The sequence below is a fragment of the Pseudomonas sp. JE3303 genome, from assembly GCF_056312565.1.
This window is the reverse complement of the sequence record NZ_JBWGIF010000003.1, coordinates 210,759-226,959: the sequence shown is the minus strand read 5'-3', so window position 1 is coordinate 226,959 and position 16,201 is coordinate 210,759. Positions and strand designations below refer to the sequence as shown.

General features: G+C 62.0%; 11 protein-coding genes. 10 read left to right on the top strand and 1 reads right to left on the bottom strand.

Annotated features, from left to right (window positions below):
* Nucleotides 1-81: 81 nt before the first annotated feature.
* Genes AC0ZZU_RS06520 through pelG form a run of 7 tightly spaced genes read left to right on the top strand, consistent with a single transcriptional unit; the run spans nucleotide 82 to nucleotide 10,991 of the window.
* Entirely contained in the window at nucleotides 82-1,623 is a 1,542-nt protein-coding gene (locus AC0ZZU_RS06520; RefSeq protein WP_476339701.1) for an endo alpha-1,4 polygalactosaminidase, read from the top strand.
* Entirely contained in the window at nucleotides 1,623-5,213 is a 3,591-nt protein-coding gene (locus AC0ZZU_RS06515; protein ID WP_476339700.1) for a tetratricopeptide repeat protein, read from the top strand. Before AC0ZZU_RS06520 ends, AC0ZZU_RS06515 begins: the two co-directional genes overlap by 1 nt.
* Nucleotides 5,214-5,241: 28 nt before the next feature.
* Nucleotides 5,242-5,760 (top strand): penicillin-binding protein activator LpoB, encoded by a 519-nt coding sequence (locus AC0ZZU_RS06510; RefSeq protein ID WP_476339699.1) that lies wholly within the window; start codon nucleotides 5,242-5,244, stop codon nucleotides 5,758-5,760.
* Nucleotides 5,761-5,765: 5 nt separating this feature from the next.
* The gene (locus AC0ZZU_RS06505) at nucleotides 5,766-7,136 is read left to right on the top strand and encodes a PelD GGDEF domain-containing protein (protein ID WP_476339698.1); all 1,371 of its coding nucleotides are present in this window, start codon (nucleotides 5,766-5,768) and stop codon (nucleotides 7,134-7,136) included.
* Nucleotides 7,114-8,103, top strand: a complete 990-nt coding sequence (locus AC0ZZU_RS06500) for a HEAT repeat domain-containing protein (protein ID WP_476339697.1) — start codon at nucleotides 7,114-7,116, stop codon at nucleotides 8,101-8,103. Before AC0ZZU_RS06505 ends, AC0ZZU_RS06500 begins: the two co-directional genes overlap by 23 nt.
* A complete protein-coding gene (pelF, locus tag AC0ZZU_RS06495; protein WP_476339696.1) occupies nucleotides 8,100-9,617 on the top strand; it encodes a GT4 family glycosyltransferase PelF in 1,518 nt (505 codons plus the stop codon). The genes AC0ZZU_RS06500 and pelF overlap by 4 nt, the downstream gene beginning before the upstream one ends.
* A complete protein-coding gene (pelG, locus tag AC0ZZU_RS06490) occupies nucleotides 9,618-10,991 on the top strand; it encodes an exopolysaccharide Pel transporter PelG (protein WP_476339695.1) in 1,374 nt (457 codons plus the stop codon). It begins immediately after the preceding gene.
* A 38-nt stretch (nucleotides 10,992-11,029) separates the two neighbouring features.
* Here pelG and AC0ZZU_RS06485 read toward each other — a convergent pair whose 3' ends face one another.
* Nucleotides 11,030-12,154, bottom strand: coding sequence for a sensor histidine kinase (locus tag AC0ZZU_RS06485; RefSeq protein ID WP_476339694.1), 1,125 nt, complete (start codon nucleotides 12,152-12,154; stop codon nucleotides 11,030-11,032).
* A gap of 119 nt (nucleotides 12,155-12,273) precedes the next feature.
* Between AC0ZZU_RS06485 and AC0ZZU_RS06480 the strand changes: the two genes are divergently transcribed.
* The 3 genes from AC0ZZU_RS06480 to AC0ZZU_RS06470 all read left to right on the top strand — a co-directional run bounded on the left by AC0ZZU_RS06480 (nucleotide 12,274) and on the right by AC0ZZU_RS06470 (nucleotide 16,199).
* Nucleotides 12,274-13,800 (top strand): FAD-dependent monooxygenase, encoded by a 1,527-nt coding sequence (locus AC0ZZU_RS06480; RefSeq protein WP_476339693.1) that lies wholly within the window; start codon nucleotides 12,274-12,276, stop codon nucleotides 13,798-13,800.
* Nucleotides 13,801-14,101: 301 nt separating this feature from the next.
* On the top strand, nucleotides 14,102-15,256 hold the full coding sequence (locus AC0ZZU_RS06475) for an ABC transporter substrate-binding protein (RefSeq protein WP_476339692.1): 1,155 nt from the start codon (nucleotides 14,102-14,104) through the stop codon (nucleotides 15,254-15,256).
* A 67-nt stretch (nucleotides 15,257-15,323) separates the two neighbouring features.
* The gene (locus AC0ZZU_RS06470) at nucleotides 15,324-16,199 is read left to right on the top strand and encodes a branched-chain amino acid ABC transporter permease (protein WP_476339691.1); all 876 of its coding nucleotides are present in this window, start codon (nucleotides 15,324-15,326) and stop codon (nucleotides 16,197-16,199) included.
* Nucleotides 16,200-16,201 lie beyond the last annotated feature (2 nt).

Genomic DNA, 16,201 nt, shown 5'->3' with positions numbered 1-16,201 from the left:
TCATGCTCGCTGTACGCAGTCTTATTTCCTGTGAGGGGCGGTTTCATCGGCTCGCACTCAGTGCGATCGCTCGGGTGAAACATGGCAAGCAAAGCTGATTGCTCGGCAGCCCGGCTCGGGTGGTCAGCCCTGGCTCTGTGCGCAGCAGGATTTGCCGCGCAGGCCCGTGAACACGGACCAGCCAGCGTGGCGTTCTGGTATGCCGACCACCCGCCCTTGGCCGAGCTTGCCCAATTCGATTGGGTAGTGGTTGAACCGGGGCACCTGTCGACGCGGGATGTCTCGACCTTGCGTGTACTCGGCACCAAGCCCTTCGCGTATCTGTCGATCGGTGAATTCCACGGTGATCGCCAGTTGCTCGAAGTTCACGCCGTGAGCCAGGCGAGCAGCGATATCCGCAACAATGCCTGGAACAGTCAGGTAATGGACCTGACCACGGAAGTCTGGCGCAACTATCTGTTCAAGCGGGCCGCCCAGTTGCAGGCCGAGGGCTATGCCGGCCTGTTCCTGGATACCCTCGACAGCTTCAAGTTGCTGCAGGAGTCCGACCAAGACGGCCAGCGTCAGGCCTTGGTCAGCCTGCTGCGCGAACTGCATGCCCGTCAGCCGGAACTGCAGCTGTTTTTCAACCGCGGATTTGAAGTGCTGGGTGAGCTGGACACGATTGCCGCAGCGGTGGCGGTCGAATCAGTCCATGCCGGCTGGGACGCCGTGAAAAAGCGCTATCGGCCGGTTTCCGCCGGTGACCGCAAGTGGCTCCAGACCCAGCTCGATCCCTTGCGCCAACGCCAGATTCCCTTGGTGGCCATTGACTACCTGCCCATGGAGCAACGCGCCAAGGCCCGCAAGCTGGCCAGGCAACTGAGCGCGGAAGGTTTCGTGCCGGTGGTCACCAGCCCGGAGCTGGATGCGATCGGGCTCAGTACCGTGGAAATCCAGCCATGCCGGATCGCCGTGGTGCATGACCCGCGTGAAGGTACCCCGGCCCGGCAACCCAGCCATCAGGTGCTAGGCGGCATAGTGGAAGACCTCGGCTACCGCATTGATTATCTGCCCGCCGATGACCTGCCGCGGCACCGCTTCACCGGCCTGTATGGCGGGGTGATCCTGTGGATGACCCGTGGCGCGCCGGACGACAGCAACGCCTTCAATGCCTGGCTGAATCAGCGCCTGGATGAAAAAGTGCCTTTGGCGATCATGAGTGGGCTGCCCATCCTGGACGCGCAGCTGCTGCAGCGCCTCGGCTTGAGCCTGGCGGCCCCGGGCAAGACGGGCCGTGTGCGGATTCTCACCCAGGAGCCTTCGCTGATCGGGCGGTTCGATGCGCCGCTGAAGCCGCGCAGTCGTGGCTTGGCCCGAGTTTCGACGCTGCCCGGCGGAGCGCGGCCGGCACTCGTGGTAGCCGATGCCAACGGTGGCCGCTATACGCCGGTGCTCACGGCGAAGTGGGGCGGCATGGCCTTGGCCCCCTACGTAATGAATACCGATGCCGGGCGCAGTCGATGGGTGCTCGACCCCTTCGCCTTCCTGCGCAAGGCCTTGCAGCTGCCAGCGCAACCGCGCCAGCGGGAAAGCTGCGCGGGAATCAAGACAGTCCCAACTTCCCTGCAGGCAGGTGAGTGATGCGCGACTCATCCTCAGCCGGTAATCCGCGCCTGCTCAATCCCTGGGCACTGCTTGTGGTAGCGGTGGTGGCCGGTGTAGTCCTCTGGGCAACCCTGCAAAACGAAGACGTCTTTGCACCCAACGGCCAAGGCGCTGACGAAGTGTCGGCCGGCTACGCCGAGGTCTTGCTGGGGGCGTACCCGAACAACCAGACGCTGCGCATGCAGTTGCTCGACCTGCTGCTGCAGCTTGGTGACTTCGACCGGGTACGGCAGCACCTGGACAACTGGCCAGACCCGGACAGCAACCTGCAGGCCTTCTATCAACTGGCCCACGACGCGCGACTGCTCAGCAGCACGAGCGAGACGGCCGGCAGTGTCACCCCGCAGGACTTGGTCATGCGCTTTCGCGCGCTCGACTACAAGAGCTTGCCGACGCTCCAATTGCAGCAGCTGGGGACCTTGGCCCTGGGCGCCCAAGTCCCGGGCGTGGCCGCCGACAGTTACCTGGAGCTGGCCCGCCGCGAGCCACAACGCGCGCAACAATGGTCGGAAGAGGCGGCGCGCTGGTACCTGGCGAGCCAGCAGCCAGCCCAAGCCGCGCAGTTGTATGTCCATCTGCTCGAGCAGAGCAGTGATCGCCCCCAGCGCCTGCACTACCTGGCCCGGGCCTTCAGCAGCCTGGTCGCGGCGGACCAGGGCGAGCTGGCCATCGAGTTGCTGGCTGCTGAAATCGAGGCTCAGCCCCAGATGCGGTTCGAGCCGTCGATGCTGGACCAGGCGGTCGGCGCTGCGATCGGCCACCGGCGGCCGGAACTGGCCGAGCAGTTTTTCGACCTGTGGCGCAGCCAGCAACCAGACAGCGTTGAAGTCTTGCGCAAGGAACTGCAGCAGCGCCTCGCCTTTGGCGACCTGGCCGGGGCACGCAGCGCCGGTGAACAGCTGCTTGCGCTGGCTCCGCACGACATCGAACTGCTCGAGCAAGTGGCTCTGATCGCCGAGTGGCAGCACGACTACCCGGGGGCGCTGACCTACTGGGTTGCCTCGCTCAACCTGCATGATGAGCCGGCGCAGTACGAGCATGTCTGGCGGCTGGCCCTGCAGAGCCTGCACTACGACCAGGGAATCGCGCTACTGACGAACCTCCGCGAAACCCGTGCATTGACCGACACCGAGCTGGATGCCCTGGTGTATGCCGAACAAGCCCGCGGTACGCCGCAGAACACCGAGCAGTGGCTTCAGGACTATGCACGGCAATACTCCGGTCATCGGCTGGCCTGGGTGCGGCTGCTGCAGAACCTGGAAGACTCCGGCCAAGTCGACAAGCGCCTGCAGGTGTGGAATGCCTTCGCCGGGAAGTTCCCCCTGACGATGCGCGAGCGGCTGGATTGGGCCAGCAGCCACGTCAGGCGCTCTGACCATCAAGCGGCCTGGCAGGTGATCAATGGAGTCGATAGCCGGACCGTCGATGACCTCGATTATTGGCGTGCGCGCTCGAGTCTGGCCTGGGAGCTCGGACTGGATGATGAGCTGCGCCTCAGCCTGGAACGGATGGTCCTCCAGGGAAATCTCGACAGCGGTGATGAAAGCGCCCTGATCAATCTGTACCGCCGCAGCGATCCAGAAAAAGCCCTTCGACTGGCCACCGACAGTTGGCACCGCACGGGTGAGCCGGAGCGCCTGGTCTACGCCTTGCAGCTGGCCCAGGAGATGCAGGACTGGGAGCAAGTGGCCATCTTGCTGCAGGAGGCCAACGCCGCGCCCAAGGTCGCCGACCATGCAGCGGTGCTTGCGGCTGGCGGTGCACTTGCACTGCAGCGCAAGCAACCCGAGGAGGCCGAGCGTCTGTATCGCTTGGGTCTGCAGCGCTATCCCGACAACACCCTTTTTCGAGAGCGCTTGCTGTGGCTTTACATCGATCTGGGCCGCCGCGATGACTTCAAGCCAGTGTTGCAGCAATGGCGCGCCCAGGCACGTGTCACCAGCACTCTCTGGTTGCCGTTTGCCGCTGCCAACCAGCAGTTGGGCAGGAGTCGCGAGGCCTTGGCCTGGTATGGCCGCTACCTGAAAGGCAATAGCGCCGATTGGCTCGTACTGGCGGCCTATGCCGATGCCCTCGACGCCGGCGGCTATGCAGACCGCGCCCAGCGCTTGCGGCTGCGTTTGATTCACGACATGACCCCGCAGCGCCTCGACGCCACGCCTCACGGATACGCAACATGGTTGCGCCTGCTGGCCAGCAGCTATTCCTCGCGCAGGGCTCAAGCCCAGGCAATGCAGTGGCAGGACGGCTCGCAATCCATGCTGCAGCTCTGGTTGCAGCAGATGCTTGTTCGACTGGACACCCTCGGTCAGTCGAAACAGAAAGACCCATGGCTAGCCTGGGCGCGCAGCCGCGGTCTGCACGTCGAGCGGTTCGAGCGGATTCAGGAAATCCTGCGAGGTCGAGACCGCAAGGCCTTGGAAACCCTCGTCGCCGGGGGCGAGCTGGATGCCGGGTTGCAGATCGAGGCATTGACTGTTCTTGGCCGCCCGTCCGAGGCGCTGGCCAGGAGTCTCGGGGAGCTTGGGGACGAACAACCCCAAGTCCGGCGCAACCAGCTGCGCCAGCAAGCTATCAACCTGACCGAGGCCACGCCACAAGGGCTCAGGGGCGGCTGGCGACGCCAGGACTACGGCGGCCTGATCTTCGAGGGGCCGCGTGCCAGCCTGGCCCATTACCTGGGGGAGGATTGGTATGCCCACCTGGACATGGAGCAGGGCAGGTACAGCGGTGACGTGCTCGACCGTTCTGCCTTGGGTACCGAGCGAAACGCCAGGCTCACGCTGAAGCGGCAGCTTGCAGATGGCGCGCTCGACCTGATGCTTGACGCCAGCGCGCGCGATGACGACGACCGCGCCGGGCTGGGCCTCAGCCGCAGTTGGCGGGTCACCCCGGGCGATGTGCTTGAAGCCGGCGCCGGCTGGCAGCGCAAGAATGAAGACACCGGGCTGATGCTCGCCCTGGGTCAACAGAGCGATCTGTGGCTAGGAGGGCGTCACCGCTTCTCGCCACGCGACCAGCTGTCCTGGAAGCTGGCCCAGCGCTGGTTCGACACCCGTGCCGGGGACGACCTGGGTAGCGGCCAGCAGGTCAAGCTGGAGTACCTGCATACGTTGCAGTTCGCCGGGCCCAACTGGGAGCTGCGCAGCGGCATCGATTATCAGCACAACCGCCTCGAGAACTCTTCGCTTGATCACCTGGCGACCAGCCAGGGTGGTGCCATCGAACTCGACGGACTGGGCTTGGAAAGCCCGGCGCAACTCACGGCTGCGGACTTGCTGCCGGAACGCTATGGGCAGTTCTACGTTGGCAGCGCCTGGAGGCGCGGTTTTCCCGGGGCACTCAACCGTACCCGCGGCCAGTACACGTGGCTGGTGGATCTGAACGCCGGCTGGCAATGGATCGACAACACCTTCAATTACGGCATCAGCACCGGGATCGGCATGGAGGTGATCGGTGATGACGAACTGGCACTGACCCTTGGCTATCAGTCGGCTCCGGAAGGCGGAGCCGGTCAATCCGGCGGCACCGTGAGCCTTAGTTACGCGCTGCGGTTCGGGCGCTGATCACATGCAAAGCATCAGGAGAACCACCATGCGAGCCATCCCTAGCCTGAGCCTGGCCTTGACGGCATTGCTCGTCAGCGGTTGCAGCAGTTTTACCGGCAAGACCAGCGAAGTGTTGTCCAGCGGCGCCCAATGGGCCGTGGTGCCCCTGGTCAACTATTCGCAAACACCCCAGGCCGCAGAGCGCAGCGAACAGATACTGCTCAGCGTCTTGAGCAGCCGCGGCCTGCAGCCCCGCCTGTACATCGTCCCAGGCCAAGGCGAGCTGGCCCTGATCGAAGACGTTGAGCGGCAGGCCGCTGGCCTGGAATGGGCACGGGCGCAAAAACTCGATTATGTGATCACCGGCAGCGTCGAGGAATGGCAATACAAGAATGGCTTGGACGGCGAGCCGGCTGTAGGCATCAGCTTGCGAGTGGTGCAGCCGAGCAGCGGCAAGGTGCTATGGAGCAACAGCGGTGCCCGTGCCGGCTGGTCCCGGGAAAGCCTGGCCGGCAGTGCGCAAAAGGTGCTCGACGCCCTTGTTGGTGACCTTGAATTCGAGTGAACGCGATGAAATCTCCCTATATGGACTACAGCCTCGCGCCACGTGCGAAGGGCTGGATTTCCTGGCTGGAAACCCTGTTGGTCACCGCCCTGGTCATCTGCGCCGGGCTCTGGCTAGCGCCTGAAGATCCGCTACAGGTGCACACGGAATTCCCCTGGTCGGTACTCGCGCCGATCCTGATCGGTGTGCGCTACGGCTTCGTCCGCGGGCTGCTCAGCGCCAGCCTGCTGGTGGCGACCTTCTTTGTGCTGCAACGGGACGGTTTGCCGGCCTACGCGTCGATCTCCCCTGGCTTTATCGTTGGCGTGCTGGTCTGCGGCATGCTGGTGGGGGAGGTGCGCGACCTGTGGGAGCGCCGCCTGCAGCGGCTGCAGATGGCCAACAACTACCGCCAGTACCGGCTCGACGACTTTACCCGCGCTCACCAGATCCTGCGGGTTTCCCACGACCGGCTGGAACAGCGCCTTGCTGGTAGCGACCAGAGCTTGCGCAGTGCGCTGCTGGGCTTGAACGAGCGCTTGCGCGCTCGCCCGGACGCCGACGACAACCTGGCGTTGCTCGCCGAGCCGATCCTTGCCTTGCTGGGCCAGTATGGCTCGCTGCGGGTCGCGGGCCTGTACCAGGTTGTTCCGCAGGCCAGGCCACCGGCGCAACTGACCCTGCTGGCCGCCATGGGAACGATGGATGAACCGGACGGCAACGACCTGCTCGTGACGCTGTGCCTTGAGCGCCGTGAGCTGGTCAGTGTCCTGGAAGAGGTGATCGAGGCGGGCGAGCAGTCGGCTGTGTCTTCGTTGCAGGCGTGCATCCCGCTGGTCGACACCGCAGGCCATGTGCTGGCCATCGTGGCCGTACGGCAGATGCCGTTCTTCGCCTTCCATGAACGTACGCTCAGCCTGTTGCTGCTTCTGGCCGGCCACATCGCTGACCTGCTGACGCACGACGCCGAGGTACTGCAACTGCACTGCGCGCAGGCCCGGGACTTCTCTCGCCAGCTCAAGCGCTCGCTGGTCGATAACGAGCAGCACGGCTTGCCTGCCTGCCTGTACAGCTTCGAAATCACCCGGCCCAACGTCGAGCTTGTCCGACTGTTCGAGTACAGCCAGCGCGGCCTCGATCTGCACTTGCCGCTGCGCAACGCGCGTCAGCACGATTGCCTGCTGGTACTGCTGCCACTGACCCCCAGCGAAGGTGGCAAGGGTTACCTGACGCGCCTGGGGCGGCTTATCCATGAACAGTTCGGTAGCAAGACAGACCTGCAGAGCCTGGCAGTCAGAGTGCTGGCCTATGACTTGGAATCGGCTCCGCAGCGCCTGGGACTCCGTGACTTTCTCTACAACGAGTGTGGCCTCAATGACCAGCAAGTGGCTGTTTAGCGGTGCGCTGGTCTTCGAGGCCGGCAGTTGGGCGGCGCTGGCCCTGGACCTCCCAGACCTGCGGAACGCGCTGATGTATGGCGCCAGCCACCTGCTGGGGTGTCTGTTGCTGTCTGGGGCAATCTGGCGCCTGCTGCCGGCGCGTTACCGTCAGCCGCTGCCGTGGAGTCCCTTGTTTATCTTCAGCCTGGCGTTCTTCGTGCCGCTGTTGGGCAGTCTCGGTGTCATCGCGGCGGTGTTCCCGGCCCTGTGCCTGCCGCGCAAGCGCGAGCGGCAGACCTGGCAGGCGCTGGGCATCCCCGACTTGCCCTACCGGCCCCAGGATCAGCTGCATTCTCCGTCGTTTGCCGACGCTGGTCTGCAGGATGTCCTGCGCCATGCCGTGGATCCCGAGCGGCGGTTGTCCGCGCTGCTGGCAACCCGACGCATGTCGGGGCGGGAAGCGGTGGGTATCCTCAAGCTGGCGTTGAGCGACCCGGTCGATGATGTGCGCCTGCTGGCGTACTCGATGCTCGACAAGCAGGAAAACGATATCAACCAGCGGATCGAAACCGCGCTGGTCCAGTTGAGCCAAGCCACCGAATCTGCCATTGGGCCGCTGCACGCCAGCCTGGCGCGCTGGTACTGGGAACTGGCGTACCTGGGTCTCGCTCAAGGCAGCGTCCTGGTGCATATCCTGAGCCAGGCGGCGGACCACGCCGAGCGAGGCCTGCAGGCGGGCGAGCGGGGAGAGCTGCTGCTGCTCGCCGGGCGCATCGCCCTCAGCCAGGGCGATGTACAACGCGCTCGCATGCATCTCCTGGCGGCAGAGCATGATGGTCTCGCAGCCGAGAAGCTGCTGCCTTTCCATGCCGAGATCGCTTTCGAAGACCGCCGGTACCAGGATATTCCGCGGTTGCTGCGCCAGCTGCCTGGCGACATGCAGCAACGCCCTCCCTTTGCCTTGCTTGTAAGGAGCTGGACATGAACGCTATCGACAATGAATCGCCTATCGCCGATGTCTGCCTGTTGCTCGAGGGCACCTGGCCCTATGTGCGGGGGGGCGTCTCCAGCTGGATTCACCAGATGATCCTCGGCTTGCCCGGGGTGACGTTCTCCGTGCTGTTCATCGGTGGCCAGCGCGAGGCCTACGAGCAGCGGCGCTACGAGGTCCCGGACAATGTCGTGCACATAGAGGAAGTCTTTCTCGCGGATGCCTGGCACCAGCCCCAGCTCAAGTACGCCGAGCACAAGGCCTCGCTGGACGAGCTGAGCGAGTTGTTCCGCTACCTGCATCATCCAGACACCCCCACGCGGGACGCGGGCAAGCGGGTGATCGATGCCTTGGCCAGCGGACGAATCCGCCTGGACGATGTGCTCTACAGTCGTGCCAGCTGGGCGGCCTTGACCGATGGCTATCGCCAGTACTGCGCCGACCCCTCGTTCATCAACTATTTCTGGACACTGCGTACCGCGCAGTCACCCTTGCTGATGCTCGCGGACGTGGCACGCCGGCTGCCGCGGGCGCGCCTGCTGCATTCGATCTCCACCGGCTATGCCGGTTTGCTCGGCAGTCTGCTCAAGCAGCGCTGGAAGTGCAGCTTCCTGCTCAGCGAGCACGGCATCTACACCAAGGAGCGCAAGATCGACCTGGCCCAGGCCAGCTGGATCGACGAGTCCAGCCGACATGCGCTGAACGACAGCCTGGACCGCGGCACCGGACACATCCGTCAGTTGTGGGTACGTTTTTTCGAGCGAATCGGCTACCTCGTCTACGAGAGTGCGAACCGCATCATCGCGCTCTATGACGACAACCGTCAGCGCCAGATCAAGGAGGGAGCCCCCGCCGAGCGCACCGAGGTGATACCCAATGGCATTGACCCGGCGCAGTGGACCCAGGCGCTTGGCGCGCGCGCAGCAGGCATCGCTCCGGTAGTCGGGTTGATCGGACGGGTGGTGCCGATAAAGGACGTAAAGACCTTCCTGCGGGCCATGCGCGGGGTGGTCACGGCCATGCCCGAGGTGCAGGGCTGGATTGTCGGGCCGGAGGAAGAAGACCCGGACTATGTTGCCGAGTGCCGCAGCCTGGTTGCCAGCCTGGGCCTGGAAGAGAAGGTGCAATTCAAGGGTTTCCAGCGCATTCAGGACGTCCTGCCGCAAATGGGGCTGATGGTGCTTACCTCGATCAGCGAAGCGCAGCCGCTGGTCATCCTCGAGGCATGGGCTGCCGGTACACCGGTGGTCAGCAGTGATGTCGGCTCGTGCCGCGAGATGATCGAGGGTGGCAATGCCGCCGACCGCGACCTCGGTCATGCCGGTGAAGTGGTCGCGATCGCCGATCCTCAGGCTACCGCCCAGGCCATCGTTGACCTGATGCGCGACCCCGACCGCTGGCAAGCGGCGCAGGCCGTCGGCCTGGCGCGCGTTCACCGGTACTACACCGAAGACTTGATGATCGAGCGTTATCGCCGCCTCTATCACAACGCCATGGGGGCTGCCTGAATGGCCGGCATCGGCTTCGAACTGCGCAAGATCCTCTCCCGCGACTCCTACACAGCGACGTTGCATGCCTACGTCTACGCAGGCCTGATCAGTTCCGGACCGTGGGTGCTTTCGATCCTCAGCGTGATGCTGGTGGGGGTGATCAGCCTGAGCCTGGTCGTACCCGAGATGTTGATCCGCCAGTTTTTCATCACCGTAACCTACCTGATGGCCAGTTCGCTGATTCTTACGGGTGGCTTGCAGTTGTTCTTCACGCGCTTCGTGTCCGACCGCCTGTTTGAAGGCAAGCACGACGAAGTGTTGCCCAACCTCGTGGGCATCCTGCTTCTGGTCACCTTGGGCGCCGGGTTGCTGGGTATCGTACTGCTCGCAGCGCTTTTCGATCAGCCACTGATCTACCGTCTATTGGTATTGGCCAACTTCGTGGTGCTGTGCAATCTGTGGCTGGTACTCATCTTCCTGTCCGGCATGAAGGCCTACAACCGCATCCTGCTGGTGATGGTGCTGGGCTATTCAGTCATGGTGGGCAGCGCCTTTGTCCTGCATTTCCTGCGGATGGAAGGGTTGCTATTGGCTCTGCTGCTAGGCCACAGCGCGCTGCTGTTCATGTTCCTGTTCGAGATCCTGCGCGAGTATCGCGCCGAGAAAATGGTAGCGTTCGACTTTCTCGACCGGCGCAAGGTATTCATCAGCCTGCTCTTCACCGGCCTGAGCTACAACCTGGGTATCTGGGTCGACAAATTCATCTTCTGGTTCAACCCGCTGACGTCCAGCCAGGTGATAGGCCCACTGCGGGCCTCGGTGCTGTATGACCTGCCGATCTTTCTGGCCTACCTGGCGATCATTCCCGGTATGGCGGTGTTCCTGGTAAGGATCGAAACCGACTTCGCCGAGTGGTACGACCGGTTGTACCGTGCCGTGCGTGAAGGCGAACCACTGCAGCACATCACCCAGCTCAAGGGCGAGATGACACTCGCGATTCGCCAGGGCCTTCTGGAAATCTGCAAGGTGCAGGGGCTCACCGTTGTGCTGTTGTTTCTTTTTGCGCCGCGTCTTTTAGGTTGGCTGGGAATCTCCAGCTACTACTTGCCCTTGTTCTACATCGACCTGATCGGCGTGAGTATCCAGGTAGTATTCATGGCCATTCTGAACGTATTTTTCTATCTCGATAAACGCGTGATCGTGCTCGAATTGTGTGGGATGTTCGTGGTGCTCAATGCGGCACTCACGGTACTGAGCCTGTATCTGGGGCCGAGTTTCTTTGGCTATGGGTTTACGTTTTCGTTGCTGGCTTGCGTGATGCTGGGCTTGGTGAGGTTGTCGAGAACGCTGGAGGACCTGGAATATGACACGTTCATGCTTGCGCAACGATAGCGGCGACCTGGGAGGGCCCACTCAGCAAAACGGTGTTGTTATCGAAGCGGTACACACACACGGAAAATCGTGCCCTTTTCCAACCCCGACTCCACTGTGATCCTGCCACCATGGCTCTCGACGATCTGGGAGGCGATGAACAACCCCAGCCCCAGTCCGGCAGATGCTCCCTTTTCCCCAGCGGCGTAGGTGGAAAAACGACCTTCAGGATTGAAGAGATAGGGCATGGCGCTGGCCGGAATAGGTTCACCTTGATTCTGCACGATGAATTGAGCTTCGCCTGCGCCAGCAATCAGGGAAACCATGATGGGTTGTCTGGAGCCCCCATGACGTATCGCGTTCACAATCAGGTTCGAAAATACCTGCGCCATGCGCGATGAGTCGAACTGTCCGGTGATAGCCCTGATTTCCTGGGCAATGATTTGTACTGTCGGATGTGCCGTACGAAGTTCTTCAAGAGTGGAGTCGCACACCGCGCCCAAGTCCGTAGGTTCCAGATGCACCGGGATGCCTGTCCCCAGGTTACAGCGCGCAAGGTCAAGGAGATCGAGCACCATACGATTGGCACGATTGGCGCTCGCGCAGATCTGATCGGCGAGATGTCTTTCGCGCTGACCAAGGCTGTGGTTCTTCTGGAGCAGCTCTCCGGCCATCAGCACTGCACCGAGTGGAGAGCGCAGGTCATGGCCCAGCACCGCCAGAACAGTCTTCCGCGTCTCCTGAACGGCCTGGCCGTAGGCCGCCACGGACTCTACCAGGGCCTGATCTATCGCCTCATTGAAACGGATCATGTCCTGAAGTTGATGAAGGTCGCCATCGAACTCTTCGGCGAGCCATAGTCTGAGCACGCTAGACCTTAGCGCGCGATATTCCGAAACCATCTGATCCATTGTGAAGCCTGACACCAGGCGCCCGGTTGCGTGAGTCTGCGCGGCGGTATCGTGATTGCTCACAGGCCCATGGCCGTGAGACTTCGTTATCTGCTGCTGCTCACTCTGAAAGGTGCCCATATCCGCCGCGACTGCTCTTAACATGAATTCGGCATGGTTGCGCAGCTGCTTGGCAGTCATCGCTGGCAAAGGGGTTTCCACCGACCTCGCGAAGTCCTCCCACGCCTGCAGGATTGACTCTAGGTTGGTAAGAATGAAGTCGTGTAGTCTCATGTAATCCTTTAGCTCCTACCGCATCGAGAATAAAGCGTCTTGGGCAGGCTGGTTGGGTCAGCCTAGCGGAGCAGGCGTACGCTGGCAAATGGCTCCAGACCTGGTGAGGAGGCACGACGATGCCGCAAGCAGACGTTCTTGTTGCAGGAGCTGGTCCTACCGGACTGATCCTTGCTCTCTGGCTCACCCGGCAAGGAATCAAGGCACGGATCGTGGACAAGAGTAGCGGCCCGGGGGAAACCTCGCGCGCCATGGCTCTCCAGGCACGCACCTTGGAGCTTTATCGCCAGCTCGGCATGGCCGATGCGGTGATCGAGGCAGGGTACAAAACCCCGGCCATGAACATGTGGGCACTTGGAAAGCGTAAAGCGCGCATTCCCTTGATTGACGCAGGCGGGGGGATCTCTCCCTATCCTTACGTGCTGATATATCCCCAGGATCGGCATGAACGGCTGTTGGAGCGGCAGCTACAGTCCCTTGGGGTCGAGGTTGAACGCCAGACCGAGCTCCTGTCGTTCAAGGACGATGGCACCCAGATTTCCGCCGTCTTGAAACATGCGGACGGCCACGAGGAGACATTCACAGCGTCCTACGTTGCCGGATGCGATGGTGCCCGCTCGCTTGTCCGGCATCAGATTGGAGGCGGATTCGAGGGCGGAACCTACAAGCAGCTTTTCTACGTTGCGGATGTCAGCGCCAGCGGCGTCGAGCCGGCTGGAGAAGGGCATATCGCTTTTGACGAGTCCGACTTCGTGCTGATGCTCTCTTACGGTGAGGCTGACCAATATCGCCTGATCGGCACGGTTCGTGATGAGCGCTCGGAGCATCCAGAGACGCTGACGTTCGCGGATGTCGGCCATGAAGCGATCAATGGCTTGAACATCAAGATCCGCAACGTGAACTGGTTTTCCACCTATCGAGTCCATCACCGGGTCACGGATCACTTCCGGCGTGGCAGAGCGTTCCTGCTAGGAGACGCTGCCCACGTCCATAGCCCGGCGGGTGGGCAGGGTATGAACACTGGGATCCTGGACGCCATCAACCTGGCGTGGAAGCTCGCGGCGGTCGTGAAAGGCGCGGCGTCCGACACCTTGCTAGACAGTTACCAGGCTGAACGCCAGGCATTTGCCCACAAACTTGTAGAAACCACCGACAAGCTGTTCACCTTCGCGACCGCTCAGGGCAGCTTTGCCAATTTTGTGCGCACGCGCATAGCCCCTGTCTTTGCAAGCGTTGCCTACAAGAGTGAAAGCGTCCGCGAATACCTGTTCCGGATAGTTTCCCAAACCACGCTCAATTACCACGACAGTCCGTTGAGCGAAGGCAAGGCGGGTGAGGTGCGAGGGGGTGACCGCTTGCCATGGGTGTCGGTGTCCGGCGTCGATAACTATGAGCCGCTCACTGCACTTGGCTGGCAGGTTCACGTCTATGGCGAAGCACAACCCGACTTGGCAGCGTGGTGCATGCAACAGGGCGTGGCCCTGCACATCTTCGCTTGGCAGCAGGAACACCATGACGCCGGGCTGGCCAGGAATGCTGTCTATCTTTTGCGCCCTGATACCTACGTCGCCCTGGCACAACCCCAGGGGACGACGGCAGTGTTGAGCCGGTACTTCAGCGAGCATGGACTTCCAGTGTCCGTTTGAAATCTGGCCACGCGCACCTATGACGACAGGTCACAGCAGGTGTGAAACGTTAACGGTATGAATGCGCTCACGGCAGCCGTAGTCTCTAACCGTGTTCACATGCTTGCTTGAACCGCTGGTTAATTACAAATCCAATAATTGAATCGTCGAAAAACTGCTTGTTCCGTTGAATGTATTTCATCCGGACAGATTCGATATCGATTCATGGCGCACTCTACGCCGCGCGCCAAACCAGGAGATAACAATGATAAAGAAGCACTGGGCTTCATCCTTCTGCGCCGTCCTGACCTTGAGCGTATCCATGGCATCTCATGCAGATGTGAAACTGGGTGCGCTGTATCCTTTCAGCGGTGCACTGGCGCTGTTGGGCGATGAAAGTTTTCGCGGTTTGGAAATCGCGGTGGCCGAGCGCAACGCTGCCGGTGGTTTGAAGGGCGAGAAAATCGAGCTGCTCAAGGCTGACGCAGTTGACGCCGGCCAGGCCGTAGGCGCTGCCCGTAAACTGACTTCAGTGCAGAATGTCACAGCCGTCTTCGGCAGTTACTCCTCAGCGTTATCGTTCGCCGCGACGCAAGTGACCGAAATGGCCGGGGTGCCTTTCTTCGAGCTCGGGGCTGTGTCGGATGAAATCACCGAGCGTGACCTGAAATACGTGATGCGCAGCAACCCGACCGCTAAAAACTTTGCCGAAGGGACCATCACCGCGATTACCAAGATCGTCGCGCCCTCGCTCAAGCTCGACCCCAAGCAGCTGAAAGTTGCCATCATCCATGAGGACGCGCTTTACGGCACCACCATTGCCGGGTTCCAGAAAAAGCTGGCCCAGGAGCAGGGCCTCAATGTAGTTGAAGTCCTGCCGTATTCCGCCAAGGCGGTTGACCTGTCTTCGCTGATCCTGCGGCTCAAGGGCGCGCAGGCTGACGTGGTGCTGCAGACCAGCTACCAGAACGATACGACGCTGTTCTTCCGCCAGATCCGCGAGGCGGGCTTCAAGCCCAAGGCCCTCATTGGCGCAGGTGGTGGCTATTCGATGCAGGACACGCTGAAGGTGGTAGGCGCGCAACACATGGAAGGCGTCCTGGACGTTGATTTCCCGCAGTTCCAGACCAACGAGGCAGGGGCCCCGGGCATCAGTGACTTTGCCAAGGCCTACAAGCAGCGCTACGGCACCGAGCCGCGCTCCGGGCACAGCCTGATCAACTACGTCGGGGCGAAGATCTTCCTCGATGCCATGGACACCGCCAGCTCGCTGGAGGCGGATGCGCTGCGCGAAGCGGTTGCCCGCATCGATATTCCGTCTGGCCAGACCGCTGCCGGCATCGGTGCCAAGTTTGCCGCCAATGGCCAGAACGAGCGTGCCCATACCTCGGTCATGCAATGGCAGGACGGCGTGTTGAAAACCATCTATCCCGAATCGGCGGCCGTTACCCAAGCGCGCTTTACCGATCACCCTTGAACTGTTGGTTCGTTCGGGGCTGTCCCATCAGCCTCGCGAACCCGTTTGCTCGTCAAGAGGGCGCATTGTGGAAATTTTTATTCAGCTTGTTCTGAACGGCCTGCTGCTGGGCGGCACATTGGCGATCATCAGTATCGGTCTGACACTGATCTTCGGCATTGTGCGGGTGGTCAACTTTGCCCATGGCGAGTTCCTGATGATCGGCTTGTATGCGGTCTACCTGATGAACAGCTCGTTCGGCATTCACCCCTACATCGCAATCATCCCCGCTACGCTGCTGCTGTTCGCCGCCGGAGCGGTGATGCAGCGTTTCATCATCCAGCCGCTGCTCAGCGCTGAAGGGCACATCCAGATCTTCGCCACCGTCGGTGTCTCGATCGCCTTGATGAACGGCGCGTTGCTGCTGTTCGGCGCTGACGTCAAGACTGTCCAGGGCATCACCTTGGGCACCACGTCGGTGGCCCTGGGGCCGTTTCGTGCCAGCAGCGGGCAGTTGATCACCTTTGCCGTGTCATTGGCGATGGTCGCAGGCTTGCACTGGTTCCTGCAGAGCACTTTCCTCGGCCGCGCCGTGCGCGCTACCGCCCAGCACCGCAATGCCGCGCAGCTGATGGGCGTCGATGTGAAGAAGATCTACATCTTCGCCTTTGGCCTGGGCTGCGCCTGCCTTGGGGTTGCGTCAGGCCTGATCGCCCCGCAGTACCCGGTATTCCCCACCGTGGGGACGTTCTTTGTGCTGACGGCCTTTGTCATCGTCGTGCTCGGCGGGCTGGGCAGCTTATCCGGTGCGCTGCTGGGCTCGATGGTCATCGGCATCGTCGACAGCCTGGCGGGCTACTACATCGCTCCAGACCTGAAGGAAGTCGTCTACTTCGTGATCTTCCTGGCCATCTTGGTGTTCCGTCCGACCGGCTTGTTCGGTGCCGGCCGCGGGTCTGAATAAGG